The following is a 14868-nucleotide window of genomic DNA, read 5'->3' on the forward strand; positions in this document are numbered from 1 at the left end:
AAATAAAAATCCCCCTTTGATCTACTTGATTAAAGGGGGATTTTTTAGATGTTTTTATTTCCGTATTAATTTGAGTTGTTCACTCTGATCTCCCCAAATAAGTTGGACAATATGCATTCCAGAGATGGCTGTTTCCAGATAGGAATTTACAGCTCGGTTTACTTCTTCGACAGAATTAGCAGAATAACTAACATTAATCCCTCTTACATCTGAAATTCGAACAATGATTGGTTCATCATGATAATTGGATGGATTGATTAAACCGACTGTTACATTTGATCTCAGTTCACTAGGATTAGGATAGATGATCCAATTGGACTCACCCTTCAAGCTTGGAACTTGGATGGCTCTAGTGACGCTATAAGTAAACGTGTCTTCAAAATCCACTTGCTTTAATCGATAGAAAATATTACCTCCATAACCTGGGAGTTGAGTATCTGTAAAGGTATAATCAGTTTGGCTATCCTTATATCCTTGACCTGCTACTTCTCCTATTTTTTCCCAATTGTTGGCGTCCCCAATGGATCTTTCTACTTCGAATTTCGCATTTGCCCATTCCTTAGAGGTTGCCCAAGATAGTTGCCCATTACGGTTAACTTCATCAAACTTCGTTTCAAAATAGAGGTATTCTACTTGGAGGATTTTGAAGTTTTTGAAAACAATGTAAATGATTCCATCTCCTCCTTTACCTCCGCCATTATATCCAGCGCCTCCACCAGATCCAGTTTTATCTACTCCGGAATAACCTATCCCATTTGTATTTAAAATATCAAGATTTCCATCTCCTCCTAATTTGGTTTCATCTACTAAGGATTTCCCTCCTTCTCCAATTTTTTCTGTTCCATTAAAATATTCACCAATACCTCCACCACCGGCACCATAATATCTTATAGTGTCTCCAAGGCTCAGTGTTACTGCATCTCCTCCTCTACCACCTTCTCCTTGACCGGCTCCGGCTGCTTTTCCGTGCTGACCATCTTCAGCAGGAGCTGGTTTCCAAGGAATAAGTCCACCACCACCACCACCGGCAATTGCATTTTGTGGATCATTGTAATCCCCGTTTCCTCCAGCATTGCCATTGTATATCACATCGGGAGTTCCTGAATAAGTAAGTGGAATAGCATTTCCGCCTGATCCAAAAGACTTATTTGGTGCAGGAGTTGCTCCACCACCACCTCCAGAAGAACCGTTACCTCCAGCGTTAACAATTTGGGATCCACCACCGCCTCCACCTGATACAAAGATATCAATTGAATTTCCATCAATTTCCCCTGTAAATTCAGATGCTTCACCATTAGTACCAGGTCTTTCACCTACTCCAGCACCAGGTCCCCCTTGTCCAACTTCAAGTCCAAAAGTAGTTCCAACAGGTAGTCCATATGGATTTGTAGTAGAGAAGGTTTGAACAATCATTGCACCAGAACCACCTCCACCAGAACCTTCGCCACTTCCGCCACCACCTCCGCCACTTCCTACATATACAGTGAACTCAGATAATCCTTCAGGTGCCGTCCAAGTACCATCACAAGTATACTCGATAACTGTGTTTCCTGATTTTGACCCATCATCAATAACAGTTATACAGTCGGTGTCATCTGCGTCAGGACAAGAATAAGAAATAACAACTAGTCCATTACCTCCTTTAAATCCTGTTCCGTTTGATGAACCCCCGCCACCTCCTGGTGATTTACCGGCCGTTCCTGAGGTACCACCAGAACCGCCTATACCTCCAAGTGGCCCGCCGCCGTCACCTCCTTTATTACCTACTGAGTTTGTCCCATCCTCTCCTGAGTGCCTTGTGTCATAATTACCACTTTCTCCTTTAGCAAATGATGTCGAAAGACCGCTATTACCACCCCCGGCATAAACTAGGCTATTTCCTTGTTGGTCAGAAATATTTGAGTCTCTTGTAACATAAGACATACCGCCATTTGTATTTTCAGAACCACCAGCACCTACAATAACACCCAATGGTTCTCCAGGGGTAACTGGAATATTAGTACGTATAGAATATGCACCGCCACCACCACCAACGGCAGCGTTTCCTTTACCACCACCGCCACCACCGCCATAAACTTCAATAGTTATACTATATACATTTGCAGGAACATAGAATGTACTACTGGTAGAATATACTGCTGCACAAATTCCAAAGTAAGTTGTAGGAGGATCAGGTAAAGTTACTGTACACTGATCTGTTGTTTTCTTGAGACTTAAGATTTTAACAGTATATGTTTCGGTATTATCATTGATTGCATTCGTTAGGAAACTACCTTTTCCATTATTTACTGATACATTGACTGGACCAACTTGAGTAAAAGAACCTGCACCTTCTGCAATTTCATATACAACTTCATAGGTGCCATTCGATAAAATTGTAGGATCTCCATACATAGTTATTGTGGCAGATCCACCTATTGTAGTTGCTGAAACTGAAGTGACAGCAGTTAAGGTATAGTCTGGAGAAACTTCGATGGTTCCCGTAGCCTCTAATCCATTGATACAATCACCGATTAAGGGAATACTATAGGTTTGTGCTCCAATTGTTGGACTAGTTGCAGTACCTGAAAAAGTAATTAAGCCAGTATTTATATCAAATGATGCATTAATACCATCTGGTAATCCAACGGGCGTTCCTATACCCGTAACACCATTAGTAGATTGTGTAAATGGTGTCAATATTGGACTACTTATACAGACACTTGGATAAGCTACTGAAGTAGGGCCTACAGTTGCTAGAGGCGTGACTGTAATGGTTCCAGTAGCAAGTGTTGTTCCGCATCCTCCAGTTAATGGAATAGAATAATTGAAGGTGCCTGACTCAGAAGGTGTTCCAGATATAGTTATTACATCACCTGACCAAGTAGCTAATACACCTGCAGGTAATCCGTTCACTCCTGTGTCATCTCCGTCATTAGAAATCCCAGTTGCTCCTGTAGTAGCAATGGTAATATCTGTAAGAGCAGAATTGATGCAAAGTGTTGGGTCAGAAGAAGGGGCTCCAGCTGTATTATCAGGAGTGACAAATATAGAGCCCGTCGCATTCACTATTCCGCATCCTCCTGTCAAAGGAATTGAATAATTGAAAGTTCCGGATTCAGTAGGCGTTCCGGTAATTGTGATTATATCACCTGACCATGAGGCCGATACCCCCACAGGCAAACCATTAACACCTGTATCATCCCCGTCATTTGAAATTCCGGTAGCACCAGTAGTAGCAATTGTGATATCAGTTAAAGGAGTATCAATACAAAGCGTTGGTTCAGAAGAAGGTATGTTAGCTGTATTGTCTGGAGTCACAGTAATTGTTCCTGTAGCTTCTACTATTCCACATCCTCCAATCAAAGGTATAGCATAGTTAAAGGTTCCTGACTCGGAAGGACTCCCCGAAATAGTAATAATGTCGCCTGACCAAGAGGCTGATACCCCAGCAGGTAAACCATTTATACCTGTATTGTCCCCATCATTTGAAATTCCCGTAGCACCAGTAGTAGCAATAGTAATATCAGCTAACGGAGTATTGATACAAAGAGTTGGATCCGAAGAAGGAGTTGAGGCTGTGTTATCTATACTAACCGTAAATGCTCCCGAAGTACTAGATATCACATTTGGTCCACAATCACTTGAAACTTCTACAAAATAGAATGTGGTTGTTCCTTGAGCTGTAGTAGGTGGAGTAAATGTATTAGAGTCCGTTCCAACCATAGTTACATCCGGTCCGGTTGTGGATGCAGTTGAATTACTGTACCATTGGTAATGGATAGTTCCTGTTCCAATAGCATTTACTGAAATAGGGTTAAAGGTTTCAACATCACAAATGGTTTGGCCAGCTAGACTCTCATTTTCTATTTCTGTTAGAGGAGTAACTGTAAATGCTCCCGATACATCTGTTGGTATGGTTCCGCAATTACTGGATGCCACAGCATAATAATAATAGGTTCCAACCTCATCCGAAGGAGGAGTATAATCCTCACTAATCGCACTTGGTATCAACGTTCCACCAGTATTGCTTGGAGTAGTATTTTTGTACCATTGATAAGTTACTGTGCCTTCCCCAGAGGCTAAAACAGATAATGTTGGAAATGGATCCCCTAAACACTCTGTTTCATCAGAAGTGGATGGGTTTATATCGATGACAGTTTTAGGAGGGTTTACTCTAAATTCTCCTGAGACTGAAGAAGTCTCTATTCCACAATTTCCAGTAACCACAACATAATAATAGGAAATACCTTCAGTTGAAGAAGGTGGTGTGAATGTAGCTGATGTGGCACCAACTACTGCAGTACCCCCCGAATTTGTTTGTGTTGGCACAGAATACCATTGGTATGTTAAATCTCCGCCTTCTGCTACTACTGATAAAGGATTAAAACCATCTCCAAAACATTCTACTCTATCTGAATTATCTGGTTGAGTAGTTATAGCCGTTATAGGGTCTACAATGAACGCTCCTGAAATATTTGAAGTAACAGTAGGCCCGCAATCACTTGAAACTTCAACATAATAGTATAAAGTGCCTAAGGTAGAGGCATCCGGTGTATAAGATGAGGAATTTGACCCAACAGGAGTCCCCCCTGAATTAGTTGGTGTAGAGGTACTATACCATTGATAATTTAGGGTACCTGTACCACTTGCTGAAATGGATATTGGAGAAAATGATGTCTGTCCAATACAAGCTGATTGCGCTGAAAGGTTTTCAGAGTCAATGGAAGTAGCAGGGTTAACAGTAATTGCACCTGAAACATCAGAAGTCAAAGTACTACAATCACTTGTTATTTCTACAAAGTAGTAAAGTGTACCGACAGTTGTTGAAGGGGGAGTAAAATTTGGAGAGTCAGTTCCTACAGGTGTTACCTCTGGACCGGAAATAGAATTAGTCGTATTACTGTACCACTGATAAGTTAGTGTTCCAGTTCCACTTGCTAATACTTGTAATTGATTAAATCCAACACCAATACATTGAGTTTGGTCTATAGAAGATGGATGAGTATCTATTACCGTTTCAGGAGTAACGATAATTTCAACGACATCAGACGTGGCCTGCCCACAGACAGAGCTTGAAGCAACAGCATAATAGAACATGCTTCCATCTACGTCTGTAGGAGGAGAATAAGTATTTCCAGTCCCCACAGAGGTTCCTCCGATAGTACTATTGGAAGTATTTGAAAACCACTCATAGGTAAAAGTCCCAGTACCGGTTGCTGAAACAGTCAAGTCGACTGGAATATCATCTTGGCAATAAGTTGCGCCGACGGGCTGAGAGTCTATTGTAGTTTCAGGAGTAACGATAATTTCAACGACATCAGAGGTGGCTTGCCCGCAGACAGAGCTTGAAGCAACAGCATAATAGAACATGCTTCCATCTACGTCTGTAGGAGGAGAATAAGTATTTCCAGTCCCCACAGAGGTTCCTCCGATAGTACTATTGGAAGTATTTGAAAACCACTCATAGGTAAAAGTCCCAGTACCGGTTGCTGAAACAGTCAAGTCGACTGGAGTATCATCTTGGCAATAAGTTGCGCCGACAGGCTGAGAGTCTATTGTAGTTTCAGGAGTAACGATAATTTCAACGACATCAGACGTGGCTTGCCCGCAGACGGAGCTTGAAGCAACAGCATAATAGAACCTGCTTCCATCTACGTCTGTAGGAGGAGTATAAGTATTTCCAGTTCCCACAGAGGTTCCTCCGATAGTACTATTGGAAGTATTTGAAAACCACTCATAGGTAATAGTTCCTGTACCGGTTGCTAAAACTGTTAAATCGACTGGAGTATCATCTTTGCAATATGTTGCGCCAATAGGATGAGTGTCTATTGTTGTTTCGGCAGTAATGTTAATAGTGCCTGTTGTGCTAAGGGTTACACCATATCCTGTTGTGATATTAATATTATAGGTGCCACTACTTGTTGGAGTTCCTGAAAAGGTAAGAATTCCAGAACCACTAGTAAAAAAGGGGGTAATACCTGAAGGTAAATTTGTAACTGTTGCAGTGGAACCAGTTGGAACAGAATAGATTATGCCTGTAATCGGAGATCCTTCACACACTGTTTGGTTATCCGTCCCTGTCGCCGATGTAAGTGCTATATATGAAATTCTGATTTGACCATTTCCTCCTCTTGGTCTTGTTGTGTTAGATTGACCAGAACCGCCTCCACCTCCTCCTGGATTTGAACCTATTGTACCTGCAATGGTATTTGCACCTCCAGCGCCTCCTGTTCCACCATTTCCAGCAGCATTTCCTCCGTTGCCACCAGAACTTCCTGATTTAATATTCCCAGCTGAACCTACTAATTGAGATTCATTTCCTACAGTGGCTATACCACCGGCTCCACCATTTCCATTATCAGTCCCTTTTGTTCCGCCACCTGCAGAAACTAAAATAGGACCAGATCCAAAGGAAGATAAGCCTCCATTAGAATTGCTTGCTCCTGCACCCACAACATATGGATAAGAACTCAAAAATGGAGACGAAATATTAGATCTTGAATAGGAACCTCCGCCGCCACCGCCACCACGGTCATTTCCTCCTGATCCACCTGCCCCCCAAGCCTCAACTTTCAAAACTTTCACTCCTGGAGGAACAGTGAAAGTCCCTGATCCAGGTGTTGTAATTGTCTGTGTCTGAGCTGCTAAAAAATTTGAAAATACCATTCCAAGCATCATTCCAAGCAGAAAGATGGGTTGAAAAAGTATTTTAGGTAAAAAGTGTTTCAGACGCATTAATTATTATCTGGTAACAAACATTTCGAATCCATTAAAATGTATTTCAAATATACTATGTTGCTTTTTAGTTTAAAAGAAATTGAACATAAATTATTGAATTACAATTAGTAAAGATTCATTCCCGCTAAAACTAAAGAGTTAAATTGACAAGAATAAATTATTGTCTTCCAACCTTGATTTTTTTGTAAAGTTTCAAATAGGCAATAGAAATTTTTAACTATTATTTTAAAATACAAATATATGCATTTAAGATTCACTTATATGAGTATATATAAAACATTGTTTTGAATATTAGTAGAAATGGAGCCTAATCTATCTATAATTATATAAAAAACAAATAATGTTCTATTTTAACTAAATTGTATGCAAATAATACTTATTATTTAGTTATGAGATGTTTTGAAAATTTGGAAACTCAAAAGTGGTCTAAAATTTAGTCAGGATATAAATGCCTTCCCTATTTTTTAAAATTAAGTAGAAATATAAATTCCATTCTTATTCTTGTAACTCTTCCTTATACCTGAAGCCTAGTGTCCACTGTCTAATTGAATAACACACTTGTTGGCCTAACATTTTTTAGACAATGACCAATGAATTAGGAGTTAAAGGGAGAAAATGGAATATGATTTAGTAATCCTGATCTAGGATAGGGAAAAAATTAATGGATATAGTTATTACAATTTAGGTCTTAAGGATGATTTGGCAACTTTTTATGAGTTTACAGCTGAAAAAGCATCCTACGATGTGTGTTAGCTTAATGAACCTTTATTCTTCCTCCTCTTAATCTACCATTTATTGATTTGTTTGTTCTGATAAAATTGGAAGGGCTAACTAGTTTTATTCCTTAAGGATTTTATGAGATTCTTGATGTGATCCCCAATTAATTTTTATAGTGTATAACCCATTTTTGGAACGAAGAAGATATTCCCGAATAATAGTTGTTAGTTCATCAGGGTTATAGCTTGAAAAAGTGTCGGTTATCCCATTCATTTGAATAATTGAGACAGTTATTAGCTCGTCAAAAATAGATGATGGGTCATTTAATATTAGATTTAAATTGGCTCCATTGGTTGGGTTAGGATAAAGATTCCATTTATTAGAAGGTAACAAAGGGTCTAACTGGATAGCTTTGGTTTTACTATAGCTAAAGCTTCCATTTACATCTATTTGTTTTAATCTGTAAAAAATATTTCCACCTGAAAAAGGAAGATCTTCATCCTGATAAGAATAGGTAGAAATTTCCTGAGCAAAACCCTCTCCATCTACTCTCCCAATAGTTTCCCAATAATCGATTGTATTTACTGCTCGCTCAATTTCAAAATGAGAATTTTGCCACTCCTTGCCAGTCGCCCAATCCAAAATGCCTTTGCGGTCTCTTGAATTATAAACAGCATTAAAATAAAGAAACTCAACTGGTAAGATTCTATAGATTATATTTACCACAACCACTCCATCAGCACCTCTACTTCCCCCTGAAGGTCCAGCATTTCCTCCTGAACCGTACGAACCGTATCCATTTCCACCTACTCCATCGGCTGTAGTGCCTGTTCCACCTCCTCCAGCTCCAAAAACTCCTGTAAAACCATTCGGAGTAATTCCATCTCCTCCATTTCCACCCTGCCCAATAGAAGCAGACGATATTCCAGAAGACCCTGTTCCATTTGCACCTCCTCCTCCAGCCCCGGCTGCTAAAACACTCGTAGTATAACTTCCGTTTCCCCCAGAATTTAAATAAATGATTCCTGATCCAGCTCCCGAACTTGTTCCACCTCCAGAACCTGGACCAGCTTGAGATGCGGGCGTTTTCCTAGAACCTGCACCACCGCCCGAACCTCCAATACCACCATCTCTATTTGAGCCAGAACCTCCTCCATATCCACCTCCATTAGCTCTAAACGAACTGGTTGTAATTCCAGAATTTAAAACAACGATTGTATTTCCTCCTACAGTTCCTCTATTGCTTGAGTTTACTGAACCATTCCCTCCAGCCCCAATTGTTATAACTAATTCAGCTCCTAAGTTCAAATCCAAGTTGATGACTTTAACTTCTCCACCACCACCGCCACCGGCTGAAGTGCCACCTCCTCCGCCACCTCCTCCGCCGACTAATAAGATATCTACATTTGCCACTGCAAAAATCTCATTTGTTGGGTCGTATCCTGTGATATCAGTCAGGTCTGTAATAGTGAAAGTTCCATTGGTGGTGTAGGTCTTAGTTGCACTAACTGACCTGGCATATTGAGCTGAAGAATCTAATACACTCCATAGAAAAGTGATTGAAAGCAATGAAAACCGTAATAGAGCATTCAAATTCAAATAAAACTTGAAGCCCCAAAGAGCATATTTTAGATGCATTCTTTAGACTTAAAATCTAATCTTTATCAGGGTGAGATTAAAGACCAAATCCTTTCAGAATTAATTAAAACAACTAGCTAATAGGATGTCAACTGAAATTTAAATTATATGCCTTAACATTTAAGTCATAATTCATTGAATGTCAGTGGATAGGGTGTACTTTCATAGGGTTTTCAAATGTAAAAAGTCTATATCAATTTTTTACATTTACCTCCAAAAAAATGTCGAATAACTACTGAAAAATCTATTTGGAATTTTTATTCCTCAAAAAATAAAAGCCTTTGATTTAATTAAATCAAAGGCTTTAAAATCGATCCGGAATTGAGAAGTTAACCGTTCATGCTGATCAAAAACTCAGCATTATCTCGGGTTCCTTTCATTCTTTGTAACAAGAATTCCATGGACTCCTGAGCAGTCATATCACTCATGAGTTTACGCAGAATCCATACTCGCTGCATTTCTTCTTTGTCCATCAAGAGATCTTCTCTTCTTGTTCCAGAACTCAATACATCGATAGATGGATAGATTCTTCTGTTGGCAAGTTTTCTGTCCAAGGCCAGTTCCATGTTGCCTGTTCCTTTGAATTCTTCAAAGATCACTTCATCCATCTTAGATCCTGTTTCTACCAAGGCGGTGGCGATGATGGTTAATGAACCACCATTCTCAACATTTCTCGCAGCTCCAAAGAACCTTTTTGGTTTATGAAGCGCATTGGCATCCACACCACCAGAAAGAATTTTTCCTGAACTAGGAACTACTGTGTTATGGGCTCTAGCTAGTCTGGTAATTGAATCTAATAAGATCACTACATCATGACCAACTTCCACCATTCTCTTTGCTTTCTCCAACACAATATTGGCCACTTTTACGTGACGGTCTGCTGTCTCATCAAATGTGGAAGAGATCACCTCAGCATTCACTGATCTTGCCATATCCGTCACTTCTTCTGGTCTTTCGTCAATCAGAAGTATCATCAAATGCACTTCAGGATGGTTTTTGGTGATCGCGTTTGCAATCTGCTGTAATAGTACAGTTTTACCAGTTTTTGGCTGTGCAACAATCATCCCTCTTTGCCCTTTACCAATTGGTGCAAATAAATCTAGGATTCTAGTAGACATTTTATCAGGAGAAGTAGAAAGATTTAATCTTTCCTCAGGGAAAAGAGGTGTCAAATACTCAAAAGGTACTCTATCTCTAATTTCATCCGTGGTTTTACCATTGACTGTCTCAATTTTTAATAGGGCAAAATACTTTTCCCCTTCTTTTGGAGGTCGGATGGATCCTTTAATATGGTCTCCGGTTTTTAAACCGAACAGTTTTACCTGACTTGGTGATACATAGATGTCATCTGGAGAAGCTAGGTAATTGTAATCCAAAGACCTTAAGAAACCATAACCTTCCTGCATCATTTCCAGAACACCTTCATTGACAATGACACCGTCAAATTCGCGGGCATTGACAAAAGGTCTCTTTCTATTCGAATGTGGAGTCGTTTCAGCAGCAGGTGCCATCACCTCATCCTGAGATTTGAAGTTTTTCCTTCTTGGAAGTTCTACCTCCGGCTCTGGCTTATCATTGGATTTTGGAGAAGGAGCAGCTGCTTTTGGATTTTCTTCTTTACTCTTCTCGTCAAAAACCTTTCTTCTTGGTCTAAAAGTTTTGGCATCTTCTGCCTTGGCGGAATCCTCTTTAGGAGTTTCAGCTTTGGCGGGAGCTTCCTTCTTAGGGGCTCTTTCAGTTTTTGCTTCTACCTTCTTGGGTTCTTCCGAAGACGAGTTCTCAGCAGGCTTTTCTTTTGGGATCTCCGTTACATTTTGCCTTTTAAATTTAGGCTTGAATTCAGGTTCTTCGGAAGCAGGTTTTTCACTTGGTGCTGCTTTCTTCTCTTCCTCTGGAGCTTTGGTTTCAGCAACAGACGGTTTCTTTTTAGGCAATGCTTTTTCTGGGGTGATAGCTTGCTGGTCAAGGATCGCGTAGACTAGATCGTCTTTCTTTAGAGTCTTGTGGTTTTTAACTCCCAGTTCCTCTGCGATTTCCTTCAGTTCAGACAGTAGTCTGATTCTGAGTTCTTCTATGTTGTACATAAAGAGGGTATGAAATAATAATATTTTGTAAAATGCGGTATTTGGGATCGTAATTGATTTTCTGAGCAAAAATGGTCTGCAGGAAAAACTTAAGTCAAAGTGGGCTGACTTAGACAACTACGCTACGTCACAATATTAAAGGATCGGTTTGGATTTAGCAAATTTTTATTCCTTTACTGTCATTTTCTTTCTAATTGTTTTTAGATCAGTCTAAAAGCTGACGAAGTATAGTCATGGATTTCCAGGTTTGATTGTTTTCCAATTGTTGATTATAGAACTCAAGTAAGTGATCCATTAATTTCCTTCTTAAAGACAAAGGCACCATGACATCACAAGCATATTTTGAAGTAATTAACTCATTAATGAAGTTTTCGGCTGACTCTAGCTCTTCTAATTTAAAGGGTTGGCCTTGATTCTCTGTTAAAAATTCTTTGGCACTTTCGGGAGCAAAGCCTAGATATTTTGCATGCTCAATTAAAAATACCAGGGGAAAATGACTTAAAGAACATTTTTGACGATCCAATTCGATAATGCTTTTTTCCAGGAAATCAAAAAGGTATTCATTCTGATAATTCTCAAAAATGGACCTCGTAAGTACCTCAGTCATGAATAAGGCTATTCCGGTTCGGTTAAAATCAAAAGGGATTAATTGATTGGCTCGGGTGAGTTTGACTTCAGATATCCGTTGGAGGCCTGTACTTTCTTTATTATACACAACCATGTCCAATAAGGTCATGGGTTGGTATAATGCTATTTTGGATTTACTATTCTGACTTCTTACTCCATTGATTAGATACGACTTCAAACCCAGCTCTCTAGTGAAAACTTTGCAAATGATGCTACTCTCTTTGTAGCGGATATAGCTTAATACGATTCCCGACGTTTTTTGGAGCATTAGTTTTTATCCTCGAAGAAACATTTCCTACACCTTGCTTCATAGGCTTCTTTCTCTCCCAACATCACTTTTTGTTTGGAGTCTGAAAGTCTTAAAGAAAAGGCCGCTAGATCACCACATTTCATACAAATTGCATGCACCTTCGTCACATATTCAGCTATAGCCATTAAGCTGGGCATGGGTTCAAAAGGGTTTCCTTCAAAGTCCATATCCAATCCCGCCAATATCACCCTTTTGCCTTGTCTTGAAAGTTTTTGCGCAACAGAGACTATTTCATTGTCAAAAAACTGAACCTCATCTATTCCAACTACATCACAATCCCCACTGAGCAAAAGGATGTCATCCGCAAAATCGACAGGAGTGGAGCGTATCGTATTTTCATTATGTGAAACAACCTCTGAATCACTGTACCTTTTATCGATTGATGGTTTGAAAATCTCTACTTTTTGCCGGGCAATTTTTGCTCTGTTTAACCTTCTGATCAACTCTTCGGTTTTGCCAGAAAACATAGAGCCGCAAATAACCTCTATTTGGCCTTTTCTTTCAGGAGATTTGTTCCTTCCTATTGAAGGTTCGATAAACATACCTTTATTTACTATATTCTATATGTGGAAACTTATTGATTTCAGCCACACGAACCACCACTTCACCTGAGATCAATTCTGCTTGACAAGATAAGCGTTCATTGGTTTTTAACCTTCCAAGATTCTCAAATTTCTCTTCTGCGGGAGTTTTGGGACTCAAATTTTCACTTCCAGACATGACAATGATCTTACAAGTAGTACATCGTCCCTTTTTACCACAGGCATGCATCCAATCAATACCATTTTCATGAATTAATTCAATAACTTTACAATGAGCTGCATTAGAATTAATTTCTCGATTAAATAAGTTTTGAATGACTATTCGGGACATTTATTCGTTGCTTTTTTAAACAGGACTAACCAATGACTATTCAAATTAACAGCAATTATTTAGAAAAATACGGCAAGGAATACGCCAGCATCGTGTGCGAAGGGTTTTTTGCTTCGAAAAAATACATGACGGGTCAGGATATCATTCAATTGACCAGCAGTACCCAAGTAAACTTTTTTATTATAAAAAGACTATTTGAGCTTTGGCAGGATGAGTTGGCCAAATTGAAAAGCAATCCTTATTTTGATTATCGAGACATTGCTGTTCATGAAGCCCTTACCCAATTTATGAATGTATTGTCCAGAAGGATTAAAGTGGAACGGGCCCATATAGAACCTTTGATAGAAACGGCCGTCATTCAATCTATCCAATTAGCGACTGATCCAGTATGGTATTACCAATCCGAAATAGAGGGTGCTCCGGAAGGAAAAATTAATGAGTATTTGAAAGAGAATAAAAAATACTATAAATGGCATGATCGGGTAATTACATTTCTGATTGATAAGGCAGGATTCGGTCATGATAAAAGTGAATACCTGAGAGCAATCAGTGCCAACTATCAAGTAGTAAAGGATTCTTTAGAGTCAGAAAATCTTTTGTTAGCCACCTTCGGTGATATCAAAGCCTTTAACTTGGATGCATACAGAGAATCTGTCGCAACAGAGGAGCCAAGGAAAAGCACAGCTTCTCATGAAAATGATTCCTCGACTTCCTTTTTTGATCAAATGGATGCTGCAGAAGATACCCCTTCAAAAAATGAGGGGAAGGAAGAAATTAAAGAAGAAACTCCTAAATTGGAAAAAGAGGAGCCGGTATTTTCTACTCCTAAAACAAACGATAGAGGAAATGGGGCTTCACTAAATATTGCTGCACTTAAAAGCAGGTTTGCCTCGGAGTCTTATAACGGCATGAAAGGCGTGATAGGTGATTTGTCTGAAAGTCTTGCTATCAATCAACGGTTCATGTTTACCAAAGAGCTTTTCGATGGCAATTCAGATTTATTGACCCACGCATTAAAATCAATAGATGAATGTCGAAATTTTAATGATGCAATTGACCTTGTGAACTCACGCTATGTAAACGAATTGAATTGGGAAACTGAGTCAGAACCAGTGCAGGAGTTTCTTTTATTGATATATAGAAAGTTCGATGATGTATAATCATCAGTGTTTGATTGAGAAAGGGGCATTTTTTAAATGCCCTTTTTTATTTTACCCTTTGAATCATAAATCAAAACGAAAGGATTTGTTTAAATCATAGAATATCTTGAATTTAAAGGATTAAATTTTTAAAAATTAAGATTAGGTAATGGTCAAAAAAGGAGAAGGGATGGAGGATATCCCTGAATTTGATTCTGGTATAGATATTATTGATAACTACTGGTATCTGATTAATTACCTAAGGGATTTGATAAAAGCCTCAGAAATCAAGGCCGGTTTAGTGCTTTCTTTTTATGGTCTCCTTATTAATGTGTTTTTTCAATTTTCTGACCATTTAATAGAAGTGGCCGCTGAAGACCCAGTTATTTATATTTTTCTTTCAATGTGGTTTTTGTTTAGTGTGACCTCCATTTTTTATAGCTTCCGATGCTTTATGCCCCAAATTGAAAGTAAGTTTGATAATAGTGTATTCTTTTTTGGAGACATCATCAATTCTTATGGAACCATTAAAGAATATGTAAAAGTACTGGAACAGGTAAGTGTAAAACGGAAGCCTTTACTTGATCAATTAGGAGAACAAGTATATATTAACGCCAAAATCACCGCTGCAAAATTCCGCAATGTGAATCTTTCGATTAGATTTCTTTCTTTCAATATTGGCTTATTGTTTGTGTTTATTTTGTATTATGCCTTAAGAACTGCGTTACAAGGCTGAACTCTTTTTTAATGAAATGAAGGG

8 protein-coding genes are annotated in these 14868 nt (G+C 39.0%); 2 read left to right on the forward strand and 6 right to left on the reverse strand.

The window, feature by feature from the left end; genetic code table 11:
* Positions 1 to 54: 54 nt before the first annotated feature.
* The 6 genes from BUR11_RS19115 to BUR11_RS19140 form a co-directional block, all read right to left on the reverse strand.
* Positions 55 to 6717 (reverse strand): Ig-like domain-containing protein, encoded by a 6663-nt coding sequence (locus BUR11_RS19115; protein WP_074226643.1) that lies wholly within the window; start codon positions 6715 to 6717, stop codon positions 55 to 57.
* Positions 6718 to 7557: 840 nt separating this feature from the next.
* On the reverse strand, positions 7558 to 9075 hold the full coding sequence (locus BUR11_RS21385; protein ID WP_074226644.1) for a T9SS type A sorting domain-containing protein: 1518 nt from the start codon (positions 9073 to 9075) through the stop codon (positions 7558 to 7560).
* 329 nt (positions 9076 to 9404) lie between these two features.
* Positions 9405 to 11159 carry a transcription termination factor Rho gene (gene rho / locus BUR11_RS19125; RefSeq protein ID WP_074226645.1) on the reverse strand — a complete coding sequence of 585 codons (1755 nt, stop codon included), beginning with the start codon at positions 11157 to 11159 and terminating at the stop codon, positions 9405 to 9407.
* 205 nt (positions 11160 to 11364) lie between these two features.
* Positions 11365 to 12054, reverse strand: coding sequence for a DNA repair protein RecO (gene recO, locus BUR11_RS19130; RefSeq protein ID WP_074226646.1), 690 nt, complete (start codon positions 12052 to 12054; stop codon positions 11365 to 11367).
* Positions 12054 to 12638 (reverse strand): thymidine kinase, encoded by a 585-nt coding sequence (locus tag BUR11_RS19135; protein ID WP_074226647.1) that lies wholly within the window; start codon positions 12636 to 12638, stop codon positions 12054 to 12056. Before BUR11_RS19135 ends, recO begins: the two co-directional genes overlap by 1 nt.
* A gap of 4 nt (positions 12639 to 12642) precedes the next feature.
* Positions 12643 to 12969, reverse strand: a complete 327-nt coding sequence (locus BUR11_RS19140; protein ID WP_074226648.1) for a 2Fe-2S iron-sulfur cluster-binding protein — start codon at positions 12967 to 12969, stop codon at positions 12643 to 12645.
* Between the two features lie 32 nt (positions 12970 to 13001).
* Between BUR11_RS19140 and BUR11_RS19145 the strand changes: the two genes are divergently transcribed.
* Together BUR11_RS19145 and BUR11_RS19150 are read left to right on the forward strand one after the other, a co-directional pair.
* Positions 13002 to 14129, forward strand: coding sequence for a hypothetical protein (locus BUR11_RS19145; protein ID WP_074226649.1), 1128 nt, complete (start codon positions 13002 to 13004; stop codon positions 14127 to 14129).
* Positions 14130 to 14277: 148 nt separating this feature from the next.
* Positions 14278 to 14844: a Pycsar system effector family protein gene (locus BUR11_RS19150; protein ID WP_074226650.1), complete on the forward strand. Its 567-nt coding sequence runs from the start codon at positions 14278 to 14280 to the stop codon at positions 14842 to 14844.
* Positions 14845 to 14868 lie beyond the last annotated feature (24 nt).

Source organism: Algoriphagus halophilus (genome assembly GCF_900129785.1).
GTDB lineage: Bacteria > Bacteroidota > Bacteroidia > Cytophagales > Cyclobacteriaceae > Algoriphagus > Algoriphagus halophilus.

Bases quoted from the DNA above. Each gene is read 5' to 3' on its own strand.
- BUR11_RS19115 (WP_074226643.1), bottom strand. From the start codon at position 6,717: ATGCGTCTGAAACACTTTTTACCTAAAATACTTTTTCAACCCATCTTT.
- BUR11_RS21385 (WP_074226644.1), bottom strand. From the start codon at position 9,075: ATGCATCTAAAATATGCTCTTTGGGGCTTCAAGTTTTATTTGAATTTG.
- rho (WP_074226645.1), bottom strand. From the start codon at position 11,159: ATGTACAACATAGAAGAACTCAGAATCAGACTACTGTCTGAACTGAAG.
- recO (WP_074226646.1), bottom strand. From the start codon at position 12,054: ATGCTCCAAAAAACGTCGGGAATCGTATTAAGCTATATCCGCTACAAA.
- BUR11_RS19135 (WP_074226647.1), bottom strand. From the start codon at position 12,638: ATGTTTATCGAACCTTCAATAGGAAGGAACAAATCTCCTGAAAGAAAA.
- BUR11_RS19140 (WP_074226648.1), bottom strand. From the start codon at position 12,969: ATGTCCCGAATAGTCATTCAAAACTTATTTAATCGAGAAATTAATTCT.
- BUR11_RS19145 (WP_074226649.1), top strand. From the start codon at position 13,002: ATGACTATTCAAATTAACAGCAATTATTTAGAAAAATACGGCAAGGAA.
- BUR11_RS19150 (WP_074226650.1), top strand. From the start codon at position 14,278: ATGGTCAAAAAAGGAGAAGGGATGGAGGATATCCCTGAATTTGATTCT.